Genomic DNA, 20090 nt, shown 5'->3' on the forward strand with positions numbered 1-20090 from the left:
AAATGTGTGTTTTTAATAATGAAACTATATTTTTGCAGACAAATGTTTGTTGCGTTAAACGAGCCGATTCATTTTTGCAATATCATTTTTCAAAAAAAATCTATATCAACCACAATGAAAAATAACCCAAATCAGGAGAACTCTCTTCGACACGTTCTTTTTGGTTCGTTAATTGGAACCACAATTGAATTTTTTGATTTTTATATTTATGCCAATGCCGCAGTATTGGTTTTTCCACAACTATTTTTCCCTGGAGCAAGTAGTACAAATTCTACACTAGAATCTTTGGCTACATTTTCAATAGCATTTCTTGCCAGACCTTTAGGCTCTGCTGTTTTTGGACATTACGGAGATAAAATAGGACGTAAAGTCACTTTAGTAGTAGCCTTATTAACAATGGGATTATCGACAATTGCAATTGGTTTTTTGCCAGGATATGCCAGTATCGGGATCGCTGCACCAATTTTATTGATGTTGTGCCGATTTGGACAAGGAGTTGGTTTAGGAGGCGAATGGGGTGGAGCTGTTTTATTAGCAATCGAAAATGCACCGCCGCATAAACGTGCCTGGTACGGAATGTTTCCGCAATTGGGAGCGCCTATCGGATTATTACTTTCCGGAGGTACATTTTTAATTTTAACTGATAGCATGACCAGCGAAGCTTTTATGGATTATGGTTGGAGAATTCCATTCCTGGCCAGTTCCTTATTAGTAATTGTTGGATTTTATATTCGTTTAAAAATTAGTGAAACACCAGCTTTCGAAAATTCTAAATTGGAACAAAAAGAAGTTAGAATTCCATTTTTAACCTTATTGAAATCGTATAAAAATCAATTGATTTTCGGAACATTATCAGCTGTAACTACTTTTTTGGTTTTTTATTTAATGACCGTTTTTACATTGAGTTGGGCGACTTCTGACTTAGGTTTTACAAAAAGAGATGCATTGTTAATTCAGTTGCTTTCTGTATTGTTTTTTGCCTTTTTTATTCCAATCTCCGCTTTAGTAGCTGATAAAATTGGTCGTCGAAAAATATTAATTATTACTACCGCCGCTATTGCTGTTTTCGGATTTTTCTTTTCGTACTTCCTTAATTCAGGAAATCCGGTTTTAGTAGCCGCGTTTGTTTGTATGGGAATGTCTTTAATGGGTTTTACTTACGGACCATTGGGAACTTTTTTATCAGAGTTATTTCCGACCACTGTACGTTATTCAGGTGCGTCTTTGACATTTAATTTGGCCGGTATTTTAGGTGCTGCATTTGCTCCAATGATTGCAATTTGGCTGGCAAGTACTTATGGATTAAGTTATGTTGGTTTTTATTTGACTGCTGCTGCTTTTATTTCTTTGGTTTCATTTTTAGTGATTTCTAAGAAAGTACATCAGTTTTAAAATATATAATTCTAAAAAAGGAGTGGCTTTTATAAACCACTCCTTTTTTATTATCTCTTCAAACTAAAATGTCCTCGAAATTCTGTTCCGTTTAATCGCGTAACGGTAAACCAATAATCTGATGCGGGTTCATTACTGCCAATGTAAGTTCCATCCCATGCTCCGTTAACGTGAAGTTCTTTTATGAATTTCCCATAACGGTCAAATATTCGAATCCCTGTATTTGGAGCTAGATAAGCAAAATCGATTGTCCAGGTATCATTATAACCGTCATTGTTTGGCGTAAAGAATTTTGGATAAGGAAGTTCATCTACTAAATAAATACATTCGCGAGATGTTGCTTCAGATATATTTATAGTAACCGGTATTCTATTGCTTTCACAAGAATTTATGGTTTGAGAAGCATAATATGTTACCCCGTTTTCAAGTAGAGTTGTTTCAGGTAAATTTATATTTGAAGAAATACTTTGAAACCATTTGATATTTTGTCCTGTAATATCAATGTTGTTTATTGAAGCCTTTTTTTGTATGCAGAAAGTTTGTGGTGTATCAGCAATTGGGTTTTGAGTATCCTGAATTTTTACTGTAACGGCCAGTCGTTCGCTTTCGCAATTATTTAGTGTTTGTGTAGCGTAGTAAAGGCCAGTTTGCAATAAAGTTGTTTGAGGTAAAATATTTCCATTGGTTGCAGCATCATACCACTTAATATTTGTTCCGTTAATGCCAATAGAAGCAAGTGTTGCATTTTCATCAATGCAAAATTGTTTAGTCGTACTTCCCGTTGGCAATGCTGTGTTGTAAACTTGAACCAAAACGGGAGTTCTATCACTTTCGCATCCCACAGTTTGCGAAGCATAGTAAGTTTTATTGTTCTCTAATAAAGTGGTATTTGGTAAAACAGAAGCCGCAATATTAGTATCGTACCATTTTATGTTTTGTCCTGTAATTTGAAGGTTGTTTAGCGTCGCATTTTCACTTTTACAATACGCGCGACTATTAATTTCCACTGGAGCATTAGGAGTATTTCCTACCGAAACATTAATTGCTAATCTTTGACTTTCACAACCATTTATAGTTTGTGACGCGTAATAGGTTTTTCCGTTCTGTATATTGCTAGTAATTGGCAAAAGATTTCCATTTATAGAAGTATCATACCATTTTATTAAACTTCCCGTAATATCAATATTTGCTATTGTTGGATTTTGTCCTGAACAAAAAGATTGGTTTACATTTCCGGTTGGAGGCAATGTATTTTGAATATTTACTGCAATAGGAATTTTACTGCTTTCACAACCGTTAATAGTTTGTGATGCATAATACGTTATTCCGTTCTGAAGTATTGTAGTATTTGGCAGAATTGTTCCACCTGTTTGAGCGTTGTACCATTTTATATTTTGTCCTGTAATGCTAATATTATTTAAAACTGCATTTTGCTGGATACAAAAGGTTTGTGGACTATTCGCAGTTGGAAGAGGTTGATTTGCAATATTAATCGTTTGATTTTGATGCGAAATATTGCCATTTCCATCATCATAATTCCATATAACTGTATAAGTTCCGGGTAAATTATAAGATAATGGATTTGTAGTTGTTCCTGTAATTTGTCCTGCACAAGCATCCATAGCAGTTGGAATTGTATTTATTATTGTATTACAATCTCCAGTTATTGTTGGTAAAGTTACAATAGTAGGAACAGGAGCTTCTATATCTCCAATAAGAACATTGATTTTTTTAGTGTCATCGCAGCCGCCAGTTCCAGTTATTAAGCAGTTATATTCTCCGCTATTAGCAGTTGCTACATTTGGAATTGTTGGGTTTTGATCTGTTGATGTAAACCCGTTTGGACCTGTCCATAAATAATTAGTTCCTCCTGAAGCTTTTAGTTCTAAGGTTTTCCCAATACAGACAGGGGAATTACTGGTAGCTATCGGATTTGATAAACAGTCCTGAAATTTTGCCAAATAAACATTATATAATCCTCCTAGAGAATTTAAAGAATAGTGTTCTTGATGTGCTCCAGGGGTTGAAATACCTGACGAGCTATTTGTATTTCCAACCAGATAAATATTATTTAAATTATCTAAAGAAATTTTATTATTTACATCTGCTGCTGTGTTTGTACCTTCGCTGGCATTTCCACCATAATAAGTTCCCCATTCTCTTTGGCCATTCTCATCAAGTTTAATCATATAAGCATCGCCAGATCTAGGTACTGTCGAATAGGCATCAGGTGTTGCAATTCCATCTCTTACATCCGTACAACCTTCTATGATCACTTTATTTTTGGAGTTGACAGCAATATCCTGGATGATTTCTCCAAAATAAGTACCCCAAACTTGTTTTTGAGTAGTAAGATCTAATTTAATCACATAACTATTATAATTATATCCTAACCAAAAAGAGGAAGGTTGAAAAGTAGGGTTAAAAGTATTAGCACTTTTCAAGTTGGTATGTGAATCAGTTTTTCCAATTAGGTATAAAGAATTTTGCTTTATTGCTGATGTAGTTATGGTTGAAAATCTATCTCCATTGCAATAACTACCCCAAACCCTCATTCCGTCTAAAGTAAATTTGGCAAACATTGCAGAACTGTAGCCAATAAAAGTTGGTTCATATGAACCTGGGGTAGCTATGTCGCTGGTGCTGGTAGTATTTCCAGTTATATATAAAAAACCATCATCAGAAATATGACTTGAATTGATGTCATCATTTCCTGTTCCTCCAAAATAAGTCCCCCATATTCTTACTCCTTGAGTATTAAATTTTACAATATAGCCGTCACTATCCAAATTTCCCGCAGCATGTGTAGGCTTGTAGCTGCCAGCGGTCGAAATTTTGCTTAAACTTTGAGTGCTTCCTACCAAGTATATATTATTTGATCTGTCAAAGCACAAATCTTTGCCATAATCAAAATTACCAGCACCGTAATAAGTGCCCCATTCCCGAATTCCTGAAGAGTTTAATTTTACGAGATAAGCAGTGGAATAATAATTTATATCTTTTGTAGGTTGATGAGAATTGGTAGTTGTTACATTACTATCTTCCGTATTAGTAGATCCCGTAAAATATAAATTATTGTTTGCGTCTACTTTGATAGTGGAAGGAATTACAGAATAATAAGTTCCCCAGATTCGATTACCATTTTGATCAAACTTTGTCACATAACCAAATCCATTGTAATATGTACTATAAGTTGATTCCGGAAGTGTTCCTATTGTAGCAATATTTGTTGTACTTCGAGTATATCCTGAAAAATAAACATTATTATTGTTGTCATTACATACATCTGATGAATAATCGCCACCTGCTCCTCCATAATAAGTCCCCCAAAGTCTCGTTGGTACAGGATCAATAATTACAGTTTTATTTGAAGTTTCGTCTGAACTTGTAAACCCATAAAGATCTTTCTTAATCTTTCTATATTCAACAGAGATTTCTTTTTTACTTGATCCATCCTCAATCCAACTCGCCGGAAGTGTTTCTTCCATTTTTCCAAAACGAACATTCATCTGGATTTTATTATCAACTAAATCCGTTTCCGCGCCATTAAATTTTAATTGAATATCAGAAATTTTTCCATTCGGATGAATTACAAAATTATATTCAACCGTTTTTTGAGGGTCATTCGGAACTGAAAAGACAACATCAATATTTGGGTAAATATTTTTGTACGTAATTTGTTTATATTGATAAACACCGGTAATTCCTTCAGGTTTATTGGGAACATTATAATAATTATCAAAATCATTTGATTTTTGCTCTGTAATCAATTCGACTTTTGAATTAGAGTTTACAAAGTCAATATCAATTCTATGAAAAGTATATTCTAAACTAAAATTTTCTTGCTCTTCTTTTTTGTTATTTTGAAAGTGAGAAGAAAGTTCTCGTTCATTTCTCGGATCTTTTGATGGAGTCTTCTTTACTTCATAAACATCATACGAAAAACCATTTTTTTTAAGCTGTACATTTAATCCATTAGAATTTAATAGATATTTTACCGCTCTATTAGGCTTTCCTTTTTGATTGATAATCTGGTCTTTATTTTCTTTAAAACCAATGGTTTGATTTTTGTTTTGTGAAAATGTGTGATTGATAATGATTAAAAAAAATAAAAGTAATGTGTGCTTCATTTGAAAAAATTGGATTGCCGCAAATGTAATTAAATATCTATAAATCAAAACTAAAATCAACAATCGAATCTTTCCCTAAAAAGTCTCTAAATATCTCGTATTTTTGCAGAAAATATTTCTTTTGAAAACAAAGCTTTTTATAATCACACCACCTTTTACACAACTGAATACACCGTATCCGGCAACAGCTTATATAAAAGGATTTTTAAATACTAAAAATATCGAATCGGTTCAGGCTGATTTGGGTATTGATGTGATTTTGAAATTGTTTTCGAAGAAAGGATTGGTTAATTTGTTTCAAGTTTCAGGTTTCAAGTTTCAGGTTTCAGGTTTTGAAATCTCAGATAATTCTAAACGTATTTTTGCATTACAAGACGAATACATTAAAACAATCGATGCCGTAATTCAGTTTTTGCAGGGAAAAAATCCAACTTTGGCATTACAAATTTGTCAGGAAGATTTTCTACCTGAGGCTTCTCGTTTTGCACAGTTAGAAGAACTCGATTGGGCTTTTGGTACAATGGGAACGCAGGACAAAGCCAAGCATTTGGCGACTTTATATCTCGAAGATATTTCAGATTTTATTGTAGAATGTGTCGATGAAAATTTTGGTTTTAGCCGATATGCCGAGCGTTTAGGCCGAAGTGCGAATTCTTTTGATGAATTATACGGAGCTTTACAGCAACAACCAACTTATATCGATTCGATTTTAATTTCACTATTGAAAGCTAAAATTGAAGTCATAAAACCAACTTTATTTTTAATTTCTGTTCCCTTTCCAGGGAATTTATATAGCGCGTTTCGATGTGCACAATGGGTAAAACAAAATCATCCTGAAATTAAGGTTTCAATGGGTGGTGGTTTCCCGAATACCGAATTGCGTTCACTTTCAGACAAACGTGTTTTCGAGTTTTTCGATTTCATCACTTTGGATGATGGAGAAGTTCCAATTGAAGAATTAATTTTCAATCTTGAAAATCCAAATTACAATTCTTATAAAAGAACTTTTTTATTAGAAAATGAGGAAGTAGTTTATAAAAACAATTCTCTAAAACACGATTACAAACAAGCTCAAGTTGGAACTCCTGATTATTCTGATTTGCCTTTGGATAAATACATTTCGGTTATCGAAATCGTAAATCCGATGCACAGAATGTGGAGCGACGGCCGTTGGAACAAACTCACGATGGCGCACGGCTGTTATTGGGGAAAATGTACTTTTTGCGATATTTCTTTAGATTATATAAAGGTTTACGAACCTGTTGCAGCCAACTTGTTGTGTGACAGAATGGAAGAAATGATGCTGCAGACTGGTCAAAATGGTTTTCATTTTGTCGATGAAGCAGCGCCACCAGCTTTAATGCGTGCTTTGGCTTTAGAGATTTTACGCCGAAAATTAGCGGTAACCTGGTGGACAAACATTCGATTTGAAAAGAGTTTTTCTAAAGACTTATGTTTACTCTTAAAAGCTTCTGGCTGTATTGCCGTTTCTGGAGGTTTAGAAGTAGCTTCAGATCGATTATTGAAATTAATTGAAAAAGGAGTTACGGTTGAACAAGTGGCAAAAGTAACCCGAAATTTTACCGAAGCCGGAATCATGGTGCATGCTTATTTAATGTACGGATATCCAACACAGACCATTCAGGAAACAGTTGACAGTCTCGAAATGGTGCGTCAATTGTTTGAAGCCGGAATTCTGCAATCGGGTTTTTGGCATCAATTTGCGATGACAGCGCACAGTCCGGTTGGGTTGTATCCGGAGAAATTTGGCGTTACAAAAGCAACCGAAGCGATTGGGACTTTTGCCAATAACGATATCGATTATACAGATGCTACAGGAATCAACCACGATAAATTCAGTTTCGGATTGAAGAAATCGCTCTTTAATTTCATGCACGGAATTTGTTTCGACTACGAACTTCAAGATTGGTTCGATTTCAAAATTCCTAAAACTAAAATTGATCCCGATTTTATTTTCAATGCATTGGAAGAAGGAAATGATTTCAACACAAAACCAAATGCAAAAGTAGTTTGGCTTGGCGGAAAACCTTCAGTAGAACATTTTACAAAATCAAAAAAAGGAAATTCCTGGGAAATGATGAGTTTTACTTTTCACGATAAAAAGGAAAGTTTCAACCTTCAGACCAATAAAAATGAAGGCAAATGGTTGGTAGAAATTTTGAATAAAATTTCGATTTCAAATGCTAAGAATTATACTTTTCAGGAAGTGAAATCTGATTTTGAAACGCAATTGGATGATTTTGAATTGTTTTGGTATTCAAAGCCAGTTAACACTTTAAGAGAGTTTGGGTTGTTGGTTTTATAAATCAATACTCCACAAAAGTCCCATCAGCAGGAACCGCCGTTTTAGACAAAAGATCATTTTCAGATAAAGCATTTTTCAATTGCTCTCTCGTCGTAGGACAGTGGTTTAGAGCCTCCAAATGATTAGCGAAAACTTTTCCCGGTGCCAATGCCGTAAACTTCAAAATATCGTTCATTCGCATTAATAATGGCTGACCAATATCTAGTCTTGCAGTACCGCAGGCAACGGTTGCAATGTCTGGTTTGAATTCAACTAAAACTTTTTGCACGTGCTCTGTAAAAATGGTATCTGAACTGATGTAAATAGATTTTTCGTTGGCCAATTCAATAAAAAAGCCCATCACATTACCCATGAATTTAGAAATAAATCCATAACCATGAATGGCAGGAATTCCCGTTATTTTTCCATCCAGAAAAGGTTGAGGTTCCCAATAATTTAAGGTTTGAGTGATGTTTAAACCTCTTTTAGTTAATTCTTTTTCAATTTGTACACTGCAGATTACCGGAATGCTTTTTCTTCTTAAAAAAACCTCGCCAGCTTTATCAATATGATCCGGATGTAAATGTGTGATAAGACAATGTGTTACTTTGCTTAAAATTTCCCGACTGTTTTTTGGCAAAGAAACCAAAGGATTTCGATGAGGGTTATAACGAAAGATGGTAAAGGGCGGAATCGTTTTTCTTTTTCCTAGCATCGGGTCAACTAAAATCACATGTTGCTCCGTTTCAATAACTAAAGTCGCGTTACGTAAATGATGTAATTTCATATCGGAAAAATTAGAACTTAAAAATACAAAGATTTTTCAAATTTAATTTACAGATTTTTCTTTATTTTTAACAGAATTGTTATTATTCAAGATTGAAACTTTTACGACCTTCAAAATAATTAGGCAATAGAAAAGCGGAATCCAATTCCGTGTAGGTTTTCTATCGAAATTCCGTTTTCATTTGCCAGGATTTTACGCAAACGGGAAATAAAAACATCCAGACTTCTTCCCATAAAATAATCATCAGTTCCCCAAAGTGAAGTCAAAATCTGCTCTCTTTTTAAAACCGAATTTTTATTGTCGAGAAATAATTTCAGTAATTCGGCTTCGCGCTGTGTGAGACCAATTTTTTCATTTTCATTAAAAAGAATGAAGTTTTTGGTGTCAAACTGATATTTTCCAATTTCATAAACTGCTTTTTCAATCGGAATATTTTTCTGCGAACGCTTTAAAAAAATCTCAATTTTCAAAAGCAATTCTTCAATACTAAAAGGCTTAACCAAATAATCATCTGCACCCAAACGCAATCCTTTAATACGGTCTTCTTTTAAAGTTTTGGCAGAAAGAAAAATAATCGGAATATCAGTATTGGCTTTTCTGATTTCTGTTGCCAATTCAAAACCATCCATTTTTGGCATCATTATATCGAAAATACAAATGTCAAAATTTTCTTTTTTAAAGGTTTCCAGACCCAGTTTTCCATCGGGACAATGAATAACTTCGTAGTTATTTTGCTCCAGATTGTCCTTGGTTAAAAACGCTAAGGTTTCATCGTCTTCGGTATAAAGTATTCTGAATTGTTTCATTTTTTATAAGGAATTGACAAAGTTATAGTAATGCCTTTTTCTAAATTATTTTCGGCTTTTATTTTCCAGTTTTGAAGATTGCAAATTTCTTTGACGTAATATAATCCAAGTCCAAAACCATTTACTTCATTGCTTTTTTCGTTTTGAGCGCGATAAAACTTATCAAAGATAAGAGAAATGTTTTTAGGAGAAATTCCGATTCCGTTATCGATAAAAGCGAGTTTCAAAATTTGATTTTCTAATGAAATCCGAATCGTAATATCAGGTTTTTCATTGCAATATTTTACAGCATTGTCAAGCAAATTGTAAACTAAGTTGCTAAAATGAAAAACATCAGTTTCAACATAATATTCTGCTGAAGCACTGTCAATTCTAATTGTAGCTTCAGGATATTTCATCTGAATATTTTCGATCGTTTCTTCAAGAATCGGAACAATTAAAAGCGTTTCTTTTTTTAGTTCCAAAGGCGAATAATCTGCTTTCGAAATATTTAAAATCTGTTCAATATGATTGTTGAGTTTATTGCTCTGATTGATAATAATATCCGTGTAAGTATGTAGCTTTTTATCTTCCTTAATTGGATTTTGTTCAATCAAATATTTTGAAGCAATTAATATAGAAGACAAAGGTGTTTTGAATTCATGCGTCATATTATTAATGAAATCCCGTTGCAATTCAGAATATTTCTTTTGCTGTAAAAGCGTAAAAATCGAATAAACATAAATCAGCAAAATTAAAATCAGTGCAATCGAAAGGATAAACCAAAAGCGCATCGAACTGAATAAATAAGTCGTTTCATTAGGAAAACGAACCGCAAAATAATAAACCAAATCCTTATGTTTTGGGAAAGAAACTGCTTTCTTTTCTTTTCCTTTTTCAGAAGATGAAATGTATTTTCCGTAAACCATTTCGTCGCTTTGGCAATTGTAGACTGCATATTCAAAATCAGTTGTAATATGCATTTTCTTGAATTCAGATCTTAGATAAAATTCCAAAATATCAGGTTCAAAAGCATTTTCGATGTTTACGATATAATAATCGTTGGAGATTTTTCGAACAGGATTTTGACACGATGGTTCATGATCTTTTCCGTCGTATAATTTTCTGGCGACTTCAAGTAAAGCAATATTGGCTTTCTGACTAAGTTTTTTTTGTTCGAGTGTAAAAGCCTCTTTGGTCCAAAGCAGTTGCGCCACCAATATACTGATAATGGCGATCAATCCTAAAAGGATAATACTATTGAGTTTATTTATTTTCAAGAAAAGCGTGTTTTTTAGAATGTAATATTAATGAAAATTATAGTTAAAAACAGCGATTAACAAGTCGTTAACAAAGATTTGAAAGCGGTTAACAGCGATTTGATTTTGTCTGAAGTACTTTTGAAATACAAATTTCGAACTATAAACCATTAAATATAATAACTATGAAAATTATCAAAATCTCTATGTTGGCTTTGGCTTTAGGCCTAATGTCTTTTTCAGCAATTGTACCGGTAAAAGTAATTGCTTCTAAAATTGAGGTGACTGCTTCGACAATCGCTTGGAAAGCTGAAACAGTTGATGTTGGCGAAATTCCACAAGGAACACCAAAAGCAATTGTGTATGAGTTCAAAAACACAGGAAAAACAGCTGTAGTAATTACAAACGTGCAAGGATCTTGCGGTTGTACTGCAACAGATTATACTAAAGAACCAATTTTGCCTGGTAAAACAGCTAAAGTAACAGCTACATACAATGCAGCAAACAAAGGCGCTTTTACAAAAACAGTAACAGTTACAACAAGCGCTGAAACTACTCCAAAAATTCTTACCCTGAAAGGAACGGTAATCTAAATAAAGGTTGGTTATAAAAGCGAAAAACTCCAAATACGTCTTGTTTGGAGTTTTTTTTATGCCTTTTTTGAAGCCAAATTAAAATGAAATTTTACTTTGTAAAGGCAATATTATTTTTCTCGGAAAGCGCTTGTTTTCATTAAAACTTTTTTATTTTTATTAAAAATATTATTATGAAAATTTTCTATTCGCCTGTAGTTGTTGTTATTCTATTTTTAGTTTTTTCTTGTAATTCAAAATCAGAGAAAAAAGACGAAGACTTAAAAAAGACTTCAGAAAAAGTGATTCCGGAATTAAAACTTCATATTGACAGCGTTGCTGTTTCTAAATTTTACGAAACCTATCCAAAGTTGGTTACCTTTCAAAAGGAGGTTTTGGCTTTGTACAAAAAGAAAAATTCAACTCAATTGTGGCTGGACAATAAAGGTGTTGTTGAATTTGGAAATACGTTATTCAATAAATACAAAGGATTGGGAGAAGAAGGTTTGAAAGCCAATTTTCCGTATAACGAAAAGATCAGTCCTATTTTTGAAACTACTGCTGAAAATAAACTTTCGCAGGTTGATACCGATTTGATGATTTCAAACTTGTATTTTTATTATGCTGAGAAAGTGTATCGAGGCGTTGATGAAAAAACATCAACTTCATTAGAATGGCTTCTTCCACGTAAAAAATTAAATTATCAACTGTTTTCTGATTCTATTTATGAAAATCTGAAGGTAAATGACCGAAAAAGCAAAATGTTTAGTCAATATTACAAACTTCGTGATGCACTTCATCAATACAGAGAAATTGAGAAAAAAGGAGGCTGGAAAACGGTTGCAACTGACGAGGATTTTAAAAGTTTTAAACTGGGCGATTCCGTTGCTGCGATAGGTCAAATAAGAGAAAGACTTTTTATTACGAAAGATTTAAAAGAGAATTCTAAAAGTAATATTTGTGATACGACTTTGATAAAAGCAATTAAAAACTACGAACTGCATCACGGATTAACGCCAAAAAATATAATCTTACCAGAACATATTGCCGAGCTAAATGTTCCGGTTTCAGACCGAATCAAAACACTTATCGCTAATATGGAACGTTGCAGATGGATCGATCCTGAATTGGAAAAAGGAAAAGAATACATCGAAGTTAATATTCCTGAGTTTAGATTGTATTTGATTCGTGATCATGAAATTGCTTTTGTGTCGCCAGTTGTGGTTGGAAAAGCGATGACCAAAACCGTTATCTTCAGCGGAATGATGAATAATATTGTTTTTAGTCCGTATTGGAATGTTCCCACAAGTATTATCAACAAAGAGATCAAACCCGGAATGGCCAAAAACAAGAATTATTTGGCACAGAAAAATCTGGAATGGAACAATGGCGCCGTTCGTCAGTTGCCTGGAAAAAACAATTCGCTTGGTTTGGTGAAGTTTTTATTTCCGAATTCAAATAACATTTATCTACATGACACACCAGCAAAAAGTTTGTTCGAAAGAGAAAATAGAGCTTTTAGCCACGGATGTGTTCGTGTTGGAAAACCTAGAGAATTGGCGATTGAACTTTTAAAACAAGATCCAACGTGGACTCCGGCACGAATTGATAAAGCGATGCACGCCGGCAAAGAAAACTGGGTAAGTTTAAAAAAGAAAGTTCCTGTGTATATCGGTTATTTTACAGCCTGGGTTGATAGAAAAGGCGAACTTAATTTTTATAAAGACGTTTATCAAAGAGACGAAAGTCTGATCAAATTATTGACTGAAGAATAAAGATTAATTATTAATTTCTCACGCAGATTTGGCAGATTATGCAGATCTATTCATTATTATGGATAAGCAAAAAATCTGCATAATCTGCCAAATCTGCGTGAGAAAAAATTAAGCTGTTGTTAAAAAACTATTTACTCAAAACATCAATGCACTTATAAAAACGATTCGTGTAATGTTCTGTATCAAGAGAAGTAATCGTAACACTATTTACTTTTCCAGACGAAGCATGAATAAATTTCGATTGCATTCCGTTGGCTTCACAGATAATGCCGAGATGGCCAATCATTGTTTTGTCTTTGTATCCGTAAAAAACTAAAATATCTCCCACTTTAAAATCTTCCGGATTTAAAGCCTTGCCTAAATTTTTATAACTCCCGGAACTTCTTGGCAAGTCAACATCAAAATGATGGAAAACATAACTTATAAATCCCGAGCAGTCAAATCCTGTTTTCGGGTCATTTCCGGCATATAAATAGGGAGTTCCCAAATACTTTTTAGCGTAATTTATAATAGAATCCCGCTCAATATTAGTTTCCGTTTTTTGTAGTTGAGTTGTTTCTGTTTTATGTTCTTCTTTAGAAGTAAAGCAAGAACATAAAATGAATGTTGAGAATAGAGATATGTAAAAGAATGATTTCATTTTTTGAATGTTGTTTATATAAAGATAGCTTCTTTTTGATTAGCAAAGAAGCGTTTTAAGATGATTTGTAAGAATAAAGAATAAAAAATAGAAGTTTGATGTATTTATGTGGTGTTTTTTTATTGCATTTTGACGTTTTAGTATCTTTCTGTCTTCTTCATTTCAAATATATTTGTGAATACTATTTCTATTTAACCAATAAATTATGTTTATCAGAAAATTGCCGATTTTAATTTTGTTTTTGCTGATTTCGATCGTTTCGACTTCTCAAAACAAAATCAATACTTTTTTATATGCAGGCCGAATTGAAAAACTTCAAAATGACAATGTTGTTCTAATCGGAACGGCTTCTTCTGTTTCTTTTAATTTCACTGGAAATGAGTGTTCGATCAAACTTCAAAGTGTTGACTCTTATGAACATCATAATTACGTTGCTTTAGTTTTAGACGGACAATATCTTGGGAAAATTAAAATAGAAAAAGGCGATGTGCAATCTTTTCCAATAAAAGTTACTTCAAATAAAAAAGAACATCGTCTCGAAATTTATAAAAATACCGAAGCACGTACAGGAGGAATTTTATTTGCGGGAACAACAGCAAAACTGACTTCAATTTCCTCAAAAAAGAAAAAGAAAATTGAATTTATTGGTGATTCCATAACCTGTGCTGCAGCAAGTGATTCGGTTGATTGCGATAAAGGAGAATATATGGATCATCATAATGGTTATTATGCTTACGGGCCAGTACTTTCAAGAGCAATTGATGTGGATTATTTGACTAGTTCCGTTTCCGGAATTGGGATGTATCGAAACTGGAACGACGAGAATATAAATGAACCTATTATGCCTGAGGTTTATCAGAATTTATATTTGACGAAAGACAATTCAAAACCTAAATATGATTTTGCTTTTCAGCCGGATATTATAAGCATTGCTTTAGGAACTAATGATTTTTCTGTTGGAGATGGAAAGAAAGAACGCCTTCCTTTTAATGCCGAAAAATACGTTTCGAATTACATCAATTTTATAAAAATGCTCTACGAACACAACCCGAAAGCACAAATTGTGATTACAAATAGTCCAATGGTAAATGGAGAAAGAGCAATTGTTTTTGAAGATTGCCTGAATAAAGTAAAAAACGCTTTCGCGGAAGATGAAACACACAAACCGATTCAGATTTTCAAATTCAAACCAATGACACCAAAAGGTTGTTTAGGTCATCCTGATGTTGCGGATCAAAAAGTAATGGCTGAACAATATGCTCCGTTTTTAAAAAAGCTGTTAAATGAAAAATAATATATTTAAGTTTGTTTTCTTTCTGATGATCTCCACTACTATGATGGCAAACGTTTCCCTTCCGAATATTTTTGGCGACAATATGGTTTTGCAACGCAATTCTGAAGTGAAAATTTGGGGTTGGGCCAATCCAAAAGAAGAAATCAAATTGGTTTCAAGCTGGAATAATCAGGAATATAAAACGGTTGCCAATAATCAGGCGCAATGGGAACTTCATATTAAAACTCCAGAAGCGGGCGGACCTTTTACGGTTTCTATAAAAGGTTATAATGAAGTTATTCTAAAAAATATTTTAATTGGGGAAGTCTGGGTTTGCGCCGGACAATCCAACATGGAAATGTCTGTAAGCTGGGGAATTGACAACGGCGAAGAAGAAATGAAAAACGCAACGAATCCTAATATTCGTTTTTTTACTGTTCCAAAGTTAACTGCAACAACGCCACAAAATAATTTACTTGGAAACTGGGTCGAATCGACGCCAGAAACGATGAAATACTTCAGCGCGATTGGTTACTTTTTTGCCAAACGCTTGCGCGAAAATTTAAAAAATGTGCCAATCGGGTTAATTTCATCTAATTGGGGCGGAACTCCTGCAGAAATTTGGATGCCGGAAGAAGTAGTTAATAACGATGCAGTTTTATTAGAAAATGCCAAAAAACTAAACGAACAGGAATACGGACCAAGACAACCCGGACGCGCGTATAATGCGATGATTTATCCTTTTGTTGGATTTAAAATTGCCGGAACGCTTTGGTATCAGGGCGAATCGAATGTTGGTTCTTTGGTTTATAATAAAACTTTATCAGCTTTAATTTCCTCTTGGAGAAAGGCCTGGAATGATGAATTTCCTTTTTACTACGTTCAGATTGCACCTTATAAAACCGGAAGCAACAACTTCTCGAATGTTACGGTTAGAAATTCTCAAAGAAAAATATTAAATGAAGTTCCGAAAACCGGAATGGTTTTGACTTCAGATATTTCAGATACGATTGATATTCATCCGAAAAATAAAAAATCGGTTGGAATTCGTTTGGCTAATTTGGCTTTGGCTGAAACTTATAAAGTCAATTCAAGTTTAGTAAACGGACCACTTTTTAAAGACATTAAAATCGAGAAAAATAAAGTCACCGTTTCTTTTGATTATGCTGAGGGCTTGTATTTCAAAAACAAAATTTCGAATCAATTTGAATTGGCTGGAGCCGATGGAAATTTCTTTCCTGCTGAAGCTTCTATAAAAAATAATCAAGTGATTTTGATTTCTAAAAAAGTATCAAACCCTGCAAAAGTGAGATTTGCATGGGGAAATACAATTCAGTCGGATTTGTTTAATAAAGCGAATTTACCGGCTTCTTGTTTTATTACGGAGTAGGAGGAATTTTAGAGTTTAAGAAGAAAGAGTCAAGAAGAAAGATTTTAGATTTTAGTTTTTTGTCATTTCGACTGAAAGGAGAAATCACACTAGAAACTCCACAAAGAAGATTGACAATCTATGTCGAATTCCGAGTGTGATTTCTCCTTCGTCGAAATGACAAGACTATGGATATAACCGAAAACGTTCTCATGAAACTGTTCGCGTGAGGGATAGAAGTGGAAAGCCCACAGCCTGACGAAGGAAGTGCGAGGACTTGAAACGGATAGCCCGATTCGCCGCGGCGAACACGCCCAAAACAGAAAACTTAGAACCTTAGCACCTTTAAAAAACCTAACCATGAAAAATAAAAAAATAATAACTATTGGGGTTTTTGCCCTGTTGACTGTTGGAAATATGAATGCACAAAAAAAGCCGTATCTGGATAAAAACAAAACGATTGAGCAAAGAATTGACTTGCTTTTGCCTTTGATGACTTTGGAGGAAAAAGTAGGGCAGATGAACCAATATAACGGTTTTTGGGATGTTACGGGACCGGCTCCAAAAGGCGGAACTGCCGAATTAAAATATGAACATTTAAGAAAAGGATTAGTCGGTTCGATGCTGACAGTTCGCGGTGTGAAAGAAGTTCGTGCCGTACAGAAAATTGCGGTTGAAGAGACGCGTTTGGGAATTCCGTTAATTATTGGTTTTGATGTAATACATGGCTATAAAACGTTAAGTCCGATTCCGTTGGCAGAAGCAGCGAGTTGGGATTTGGAAGCGATTAAAAAGTCGGCGGCGATTGCGGCAGATGAAGCTTCAGCATCTGGGATTAATTGGACTTTTGGACCAAATGTTGATGTGGCAAACGATGCGCGTTGGGGACGTGTGATGGAAGGTGCCGGTGAAGATCCTTATTTGGGAAGCAAAGTGGGATACGCCAGAGTTAAAGGTTTTCAAGGAGAAACTGTTGCTGATTTGGCTAAAGTAAATACAATTGCAGCTTGTGCGAAACATTTTGCCGCTTATGGTTATGTTGAAGCGGGATTGGAATATAATATCGTTGATATTAGTAATTCTAAATTGTATAATTCGGTTTTGCCTCCTTTTGAAGCGACTGTAGAAGCCGGTGTTCGTACGTTTATGAATTCGTTTAATACTTTGAATGGCGTTCCGGCAACTGGAAATGCATTTTTGCAAAGAGATATTTTAAAAGGAAAATGGAAGTTTGATGGTTTTGTAATTTCGGATTATGCTTCGATTCGTGAAATGATTGCGCATGGATATGCAAAAGACGAAGCAGATGCAACGGCAAAAGCAGTAATTGCCGGTTCTGATATGGATATGGAATCGTATTTGTATGTCGCAAAATTGGTTGATCTGGTAAAATCAGGAAAAGTAAAAGAAGCTTTGGTTGATGATGCTGTTAGAAGAATTTTGCGCGTGAAATTTGAATTAGGATTATTTGACGATCCGTACAGATATTGTGATGAAAAACGCGAAAAGGAAGTTGTTGGAAGCAAAGCCAACAACGAAGGTGTTTTGGATATGGCGAAGAAATCTATCGTCTTATTGAAGAATGCTTGTCCGCCGGGGCGGAAAGAGAATTTGCTTCCGCTGAAAAAATCAGGGCAAAAAATCGCTTTGATTGGCGCTTTGGCAAATGATAAAAATAGTCCGCTTGGAAGTTGGAGAATTGCGGCGGATGATAATACAGCGGTTTCGGTTTTAGAAGGAATGCAGCAATACAAAGACAATCAATTGGTTTTTGAAAAAGGAGTTGATTTATTGAAACAAAAAGCAACTTTCTTAACAGAAACCGTTTTCAACACAACAGACAAAAGCGGATTTGAAGCAGCAAAAACAGCTGCGAAAAATGCTGATGTTGTAGTAATGGTTTTAGGTGAATACGGTTTCCAAAGCGGTGAGGGAAGAAGCAGAACGGATTTGAATTTGCCTGGTTTACAGCAAGAATTATTAGAGGAAATTTATAAGGTGAATCCAAATGTAGTTTTGGTTTTAAACAATGGACGTCCGTTGAGTATTCCGTGGGCTGCTGAAAATGTTCCGGCAATTGTAGAAGCTTGGCAATTAGGAACACAAACAGGAAATGCAGTTGCGCAGGTTCTTTATGGAGATTATAATCCGAGTGGAAAATTGCCAATGTCGTTTCCAAGAAATGTAGGTCAGGTGCCAATTTATTATAACAAATACAGCACAGGAAGACCAATTGACAGTGATAAAAACGTTTTCTGGTCGCATTATATGGACGTGGAAAAAACGCCTCAATTTCCTTTTGGTTTTGGATTGAGTTATACGACTTTCGATTATAAAAATCTGAAATTGAATAAAACATCTTTTGCAAAAGGAGAAAAAGTTCAGGTTAGCGTTGAGGTTACAAACTCAGGAAATTACGAAGGAAAAGAAGTGGTACAATTGTATATTCATGATGAATTCGCCAGTATTATTCGTCCGATAAAAGAATTGAAAGGTTTTGAATTGGTTAATCTTAAAAAAGGTGAAACTAAAACGGTAACTTTTACTTTAACGGATAAAGAACTTGGCTTTTATGATAACCAAGGAAAGTATTTAGTTGAACCGGGAACTTTTAAAATCATGGTTGGAGGAAGTTCTGATAAAGGTTTGCAAGACGGTTTTGAGATAAAAGAATAGAAGGCTTTGCCACGAAGGCACTAAGGCGCAAAGATTTTTAATTTATCTCCACGCTGAAATTATTAAAAAACTTTGTGACTTAGTGCCTTTGTGGCAAAACAAACGCGCAACTTAATTATTTTTTTTACCTTTAAAACCTATTAAACTTCCAACCTTAAACTAAAATAATGAAATATAACAGATGCGGAAAAAGCGGGTTATTATTGCCTGAAATTTCCTTGGGATTATGGCATAACTTCGGATCGGTAGATAATTTTGATAATGCCGAAAGTATTGCTGTTGAGGCTTTTGATAAAGGAATTACACACTTTGATTTAGCTAATAATTACGGACCTGTTCCGGGATCGGCAGAAACTAATTTTGGTAAAATTCTTTGGCATAATTTTCAGGGAAATCTTCGTGATGAAATTATTATTTCGACCAAAGCCGGTTATACAATGTGGGACGGACCTTATGGAGATTGGGGTTCAAGAAAATATTTGCTGTCAAGTTTAGATCAGAGTTTGAAGAGAATTAAAGTCGATTATGTCGATATTTTTTATTCGCATCGTCCGGATCCGGAAACACCGATTGAAGAAACGATGATGGCTTTGGATTACGCCGTTAGAAGTGGGAAAGCTCTTTATGTTGGAATCAGTAATTATTCGGCAGAGCAAACTCGTGTTGCGGTGGATGTTTTAAAACAATTGGGAACGCCTTGTTTAATTCATCAGGCAAAATATTCGATGTTACAGCGCTGGGTTGAAGATGGTTTGCTTGATGTTTTAGAAGAAAAAGGAGTGGGCTATATTGCGTTTTCACCTTTGGCACAAGGACTTTTGACAGATAAATATCTAAACGGAATTCCGGAAAACTCCAGAGCACACAATCCAAACGGACATTTGAAAGAAGATGAGGTGACGCAGGAAAGAATTCAGAAATTAATTCAGCTGAATGAAATTGCAAAGAATAGAAACCAGTCTTTGGCACAAATGGCTTTGGCCTGGTTGCAAAAAGACAAACGAATTACATCGGTTTTAATTGGAGCGAGTTCGGTAAAACAATTGTGTAATAATATTGATTGTCTGCAAAATACCGAGTTTACACATGATGAATTGAATGCGATTGAGAAGATATTATCTTAATTG

The 20090-nt window shown here is 34.4% G+C and carries 13 protein-coding genes; 8 read left to right on the forward strand and 5 right to left on the reverse strand.

All coding sequences use genetic code 11. The features are described from left to right. Window positions 1-114: 114 nt before the first annotated feature. Window positions 115-1392 (forward strand): MFS transporter, encoded by a 1278-nt coding sequence (locus tag AC1RRN_RS04355; protein WP_492966130.1) that lies wholly within the window; start codon window positions 115-117, stop codon window positions 1390-1392. A gap of 50 nt (window positions 1393-1442) precedes the next feature. Here the strand turns inward: AC1RRN_RS04355 and AC1RRN_RS04360 are convergent, their stop codons facing one another. Continuing rightward, window positions 1443-5522, reverse strand: coding sequence for a DUF7948 domain-containing protein (locus tag AC1RRN_RS04360; protein WP_492966131.1), 4080 nt, complete (start codon window positions 5520-5522; stop codon window positions 1443-1445). A gap of 121 nt (window positions 5523-5643) precedes the next feature. Here AC1RRN_RS04360 and AC1RRN_RS04365 point away from each other — a divergent pair, with 121 nt between their 5' ends. Continuing rightward, window positions 5644-7848 (forward strand): B12-binding domain-containing radical SAM protein, encoded by a 2205-nt coding sequence (locus AC1RRN_RS04365; protein WP_492966132.1) that lies wholly within the window; start codon window positions 5644-5646, stop codon window positions 7846-7848. A 1-nt stretch (window position 7849) separates the two neighbouring features. On the opposite strand, the gene AC1RRN_RS04370 is transcribed toward AC1RRN_RS04365, so the two are convergent. The 3 genes from AC1RRN_RS04370 to AC1RRN_RS04380 form a co-directional block, all read right to left on the reverse strand. Continuing rightward, window positions 7850-8614, reverse strand: coding sequence for an MBL fold metallo-hydrolase (locus AC1RRN_RS04370; RefSeq protein WP_492966133.1), 765 nt, complete (start codon window positions 8612-8614; stop codon window positions 7850-7852). A gap of 119 nt (window positions 8615-8733) precedes the next feature. Further along, the gene (locus AC1RRN_RS04375) at window positions 8734-9420 is read right to left on the reverse strand and encodes a response regulator transcription factor (protein ID WP_492966134.1); all 687 of its coding nucleotides are present in this window, start codon (window positions 9418-9420) and stop codon (window positions 8734-8736) included. Then, window positions 9417-10679, reverse strand: coding sequence for a sensor histidine kinase (locus AC1RRN_RS04380; protein WP_492966135.1), 1263 nt, complete (start codon window positions 10677-10679; stop codon window positions 9417-9419). The genes AC1RRN_RS04375 and AC1RRN_RS04380 overlap by 4 nt, the downstream gene beginning before the upstream one ends. Before the next feature lie 164 nt (window positions 10680-10843). Here AC1RRN_RS04380 and AC1RRN_RS04385 point away from each other — a divergent pair, with 164 nt between their 5' ends. After that, window positions 10844-11251, forward strand: a complete 408-nt coding sequence (locus tag AC1RRN_RS04385) for a DUF1573 domain-containing protein (protein ID WP_492966136.1) — start codon at window positions 10844-10846, stop codon at window positions 11249-11251. Window positions 11252-11424: 173 nt separating this feature from the next. Then, entirely contained in the window at window positions 11425-13005 is a 1581-nt protein-coding gene (locus AC1RRN_RS04390; protein ID WP_492966137.1) for a L,D-transpeptidase family protein, read from the forward strand. Window positions 13006-13132: 127 nt separating this feature from the next. Here AC1RRN_RS04390 and AC1RRN_RS04395 read toward each other — a convergent pair whose 3' ends face one another. Continuing rightward, complete coding sequence (locus tag AC1RRN_RS04395; RefSeq protein WP_492966138.1) at window positions 13133-13645, reverse strand: C40 family peptidase; 513 nt, start codon at window positions 13643-13645, stop codon at window positions 13133-13135. A 205-nt stretch (window positions 13646-13850) separates the two neighbouring features. Between AC1RRN_RS04395 and AC1RRN_RS04400 the strand changes: the two genes are divergently transcribed. From AC1RRN_RS04400 to AC1RRN_RS04415, 4 genes are all read left to right on the forward strand, one after another. Further along, on the forward strand, window positions 13851-14939 hold the full coding sequence (locus AC1RRN_RS04400; RefSeq protein WP_492966139.1) for an SGNH/GDSL hydrolase family protein: 1089 nt from the start codon (window positions 13851-13853) through the stop codon (window positions 14937-14939). Next, the gene (locus tag AC1RRN_RS04405) at window positions 14929-16308 is read left to right on the forward strand and encodes a sialate O-acetylesterase (RefSeq protein ID WP_492966140.1); all 1380 of its coding nucleotides are present in this window, start codon (window positions 14929-14931) and stop codon (window positions 16306-16308) included. Before AC1RRN_RS04400 ends, AC1RRN_RS04405 begins: the two co-directional genes overlap by 11 nt. Before the next feature lie 339 nt (window positions 16309-16647). After that, a complete protein-coding gene (gene bglX / locus AC1RRN_RS04410) occupies window positions 16648-18963 on the forward strand; it encodes a beta-glucosidase BglX (protein ID WP_492966141.1) in 2316 nt (771 codons plus the stop codon). Window positions 18964-19130: 167 nt separating this feature from the next. After that, window positions 19131-20087 (forward strand): aldo/keto reductase, encoded by a 957-nt coding sequence (locus AC1RRN_RS04415; protein WP_492966142.1) that lies wholly within the window; start codon window positions 19131-19133, stop codon window positions 20085-20087. The last annotated feature ends 3 nt before the right edge of the window (window positions 20088-20090 follow it).

The organism is Flavobacterium sp. GW821-FHT11G01 (assembly GCF_058808175.1).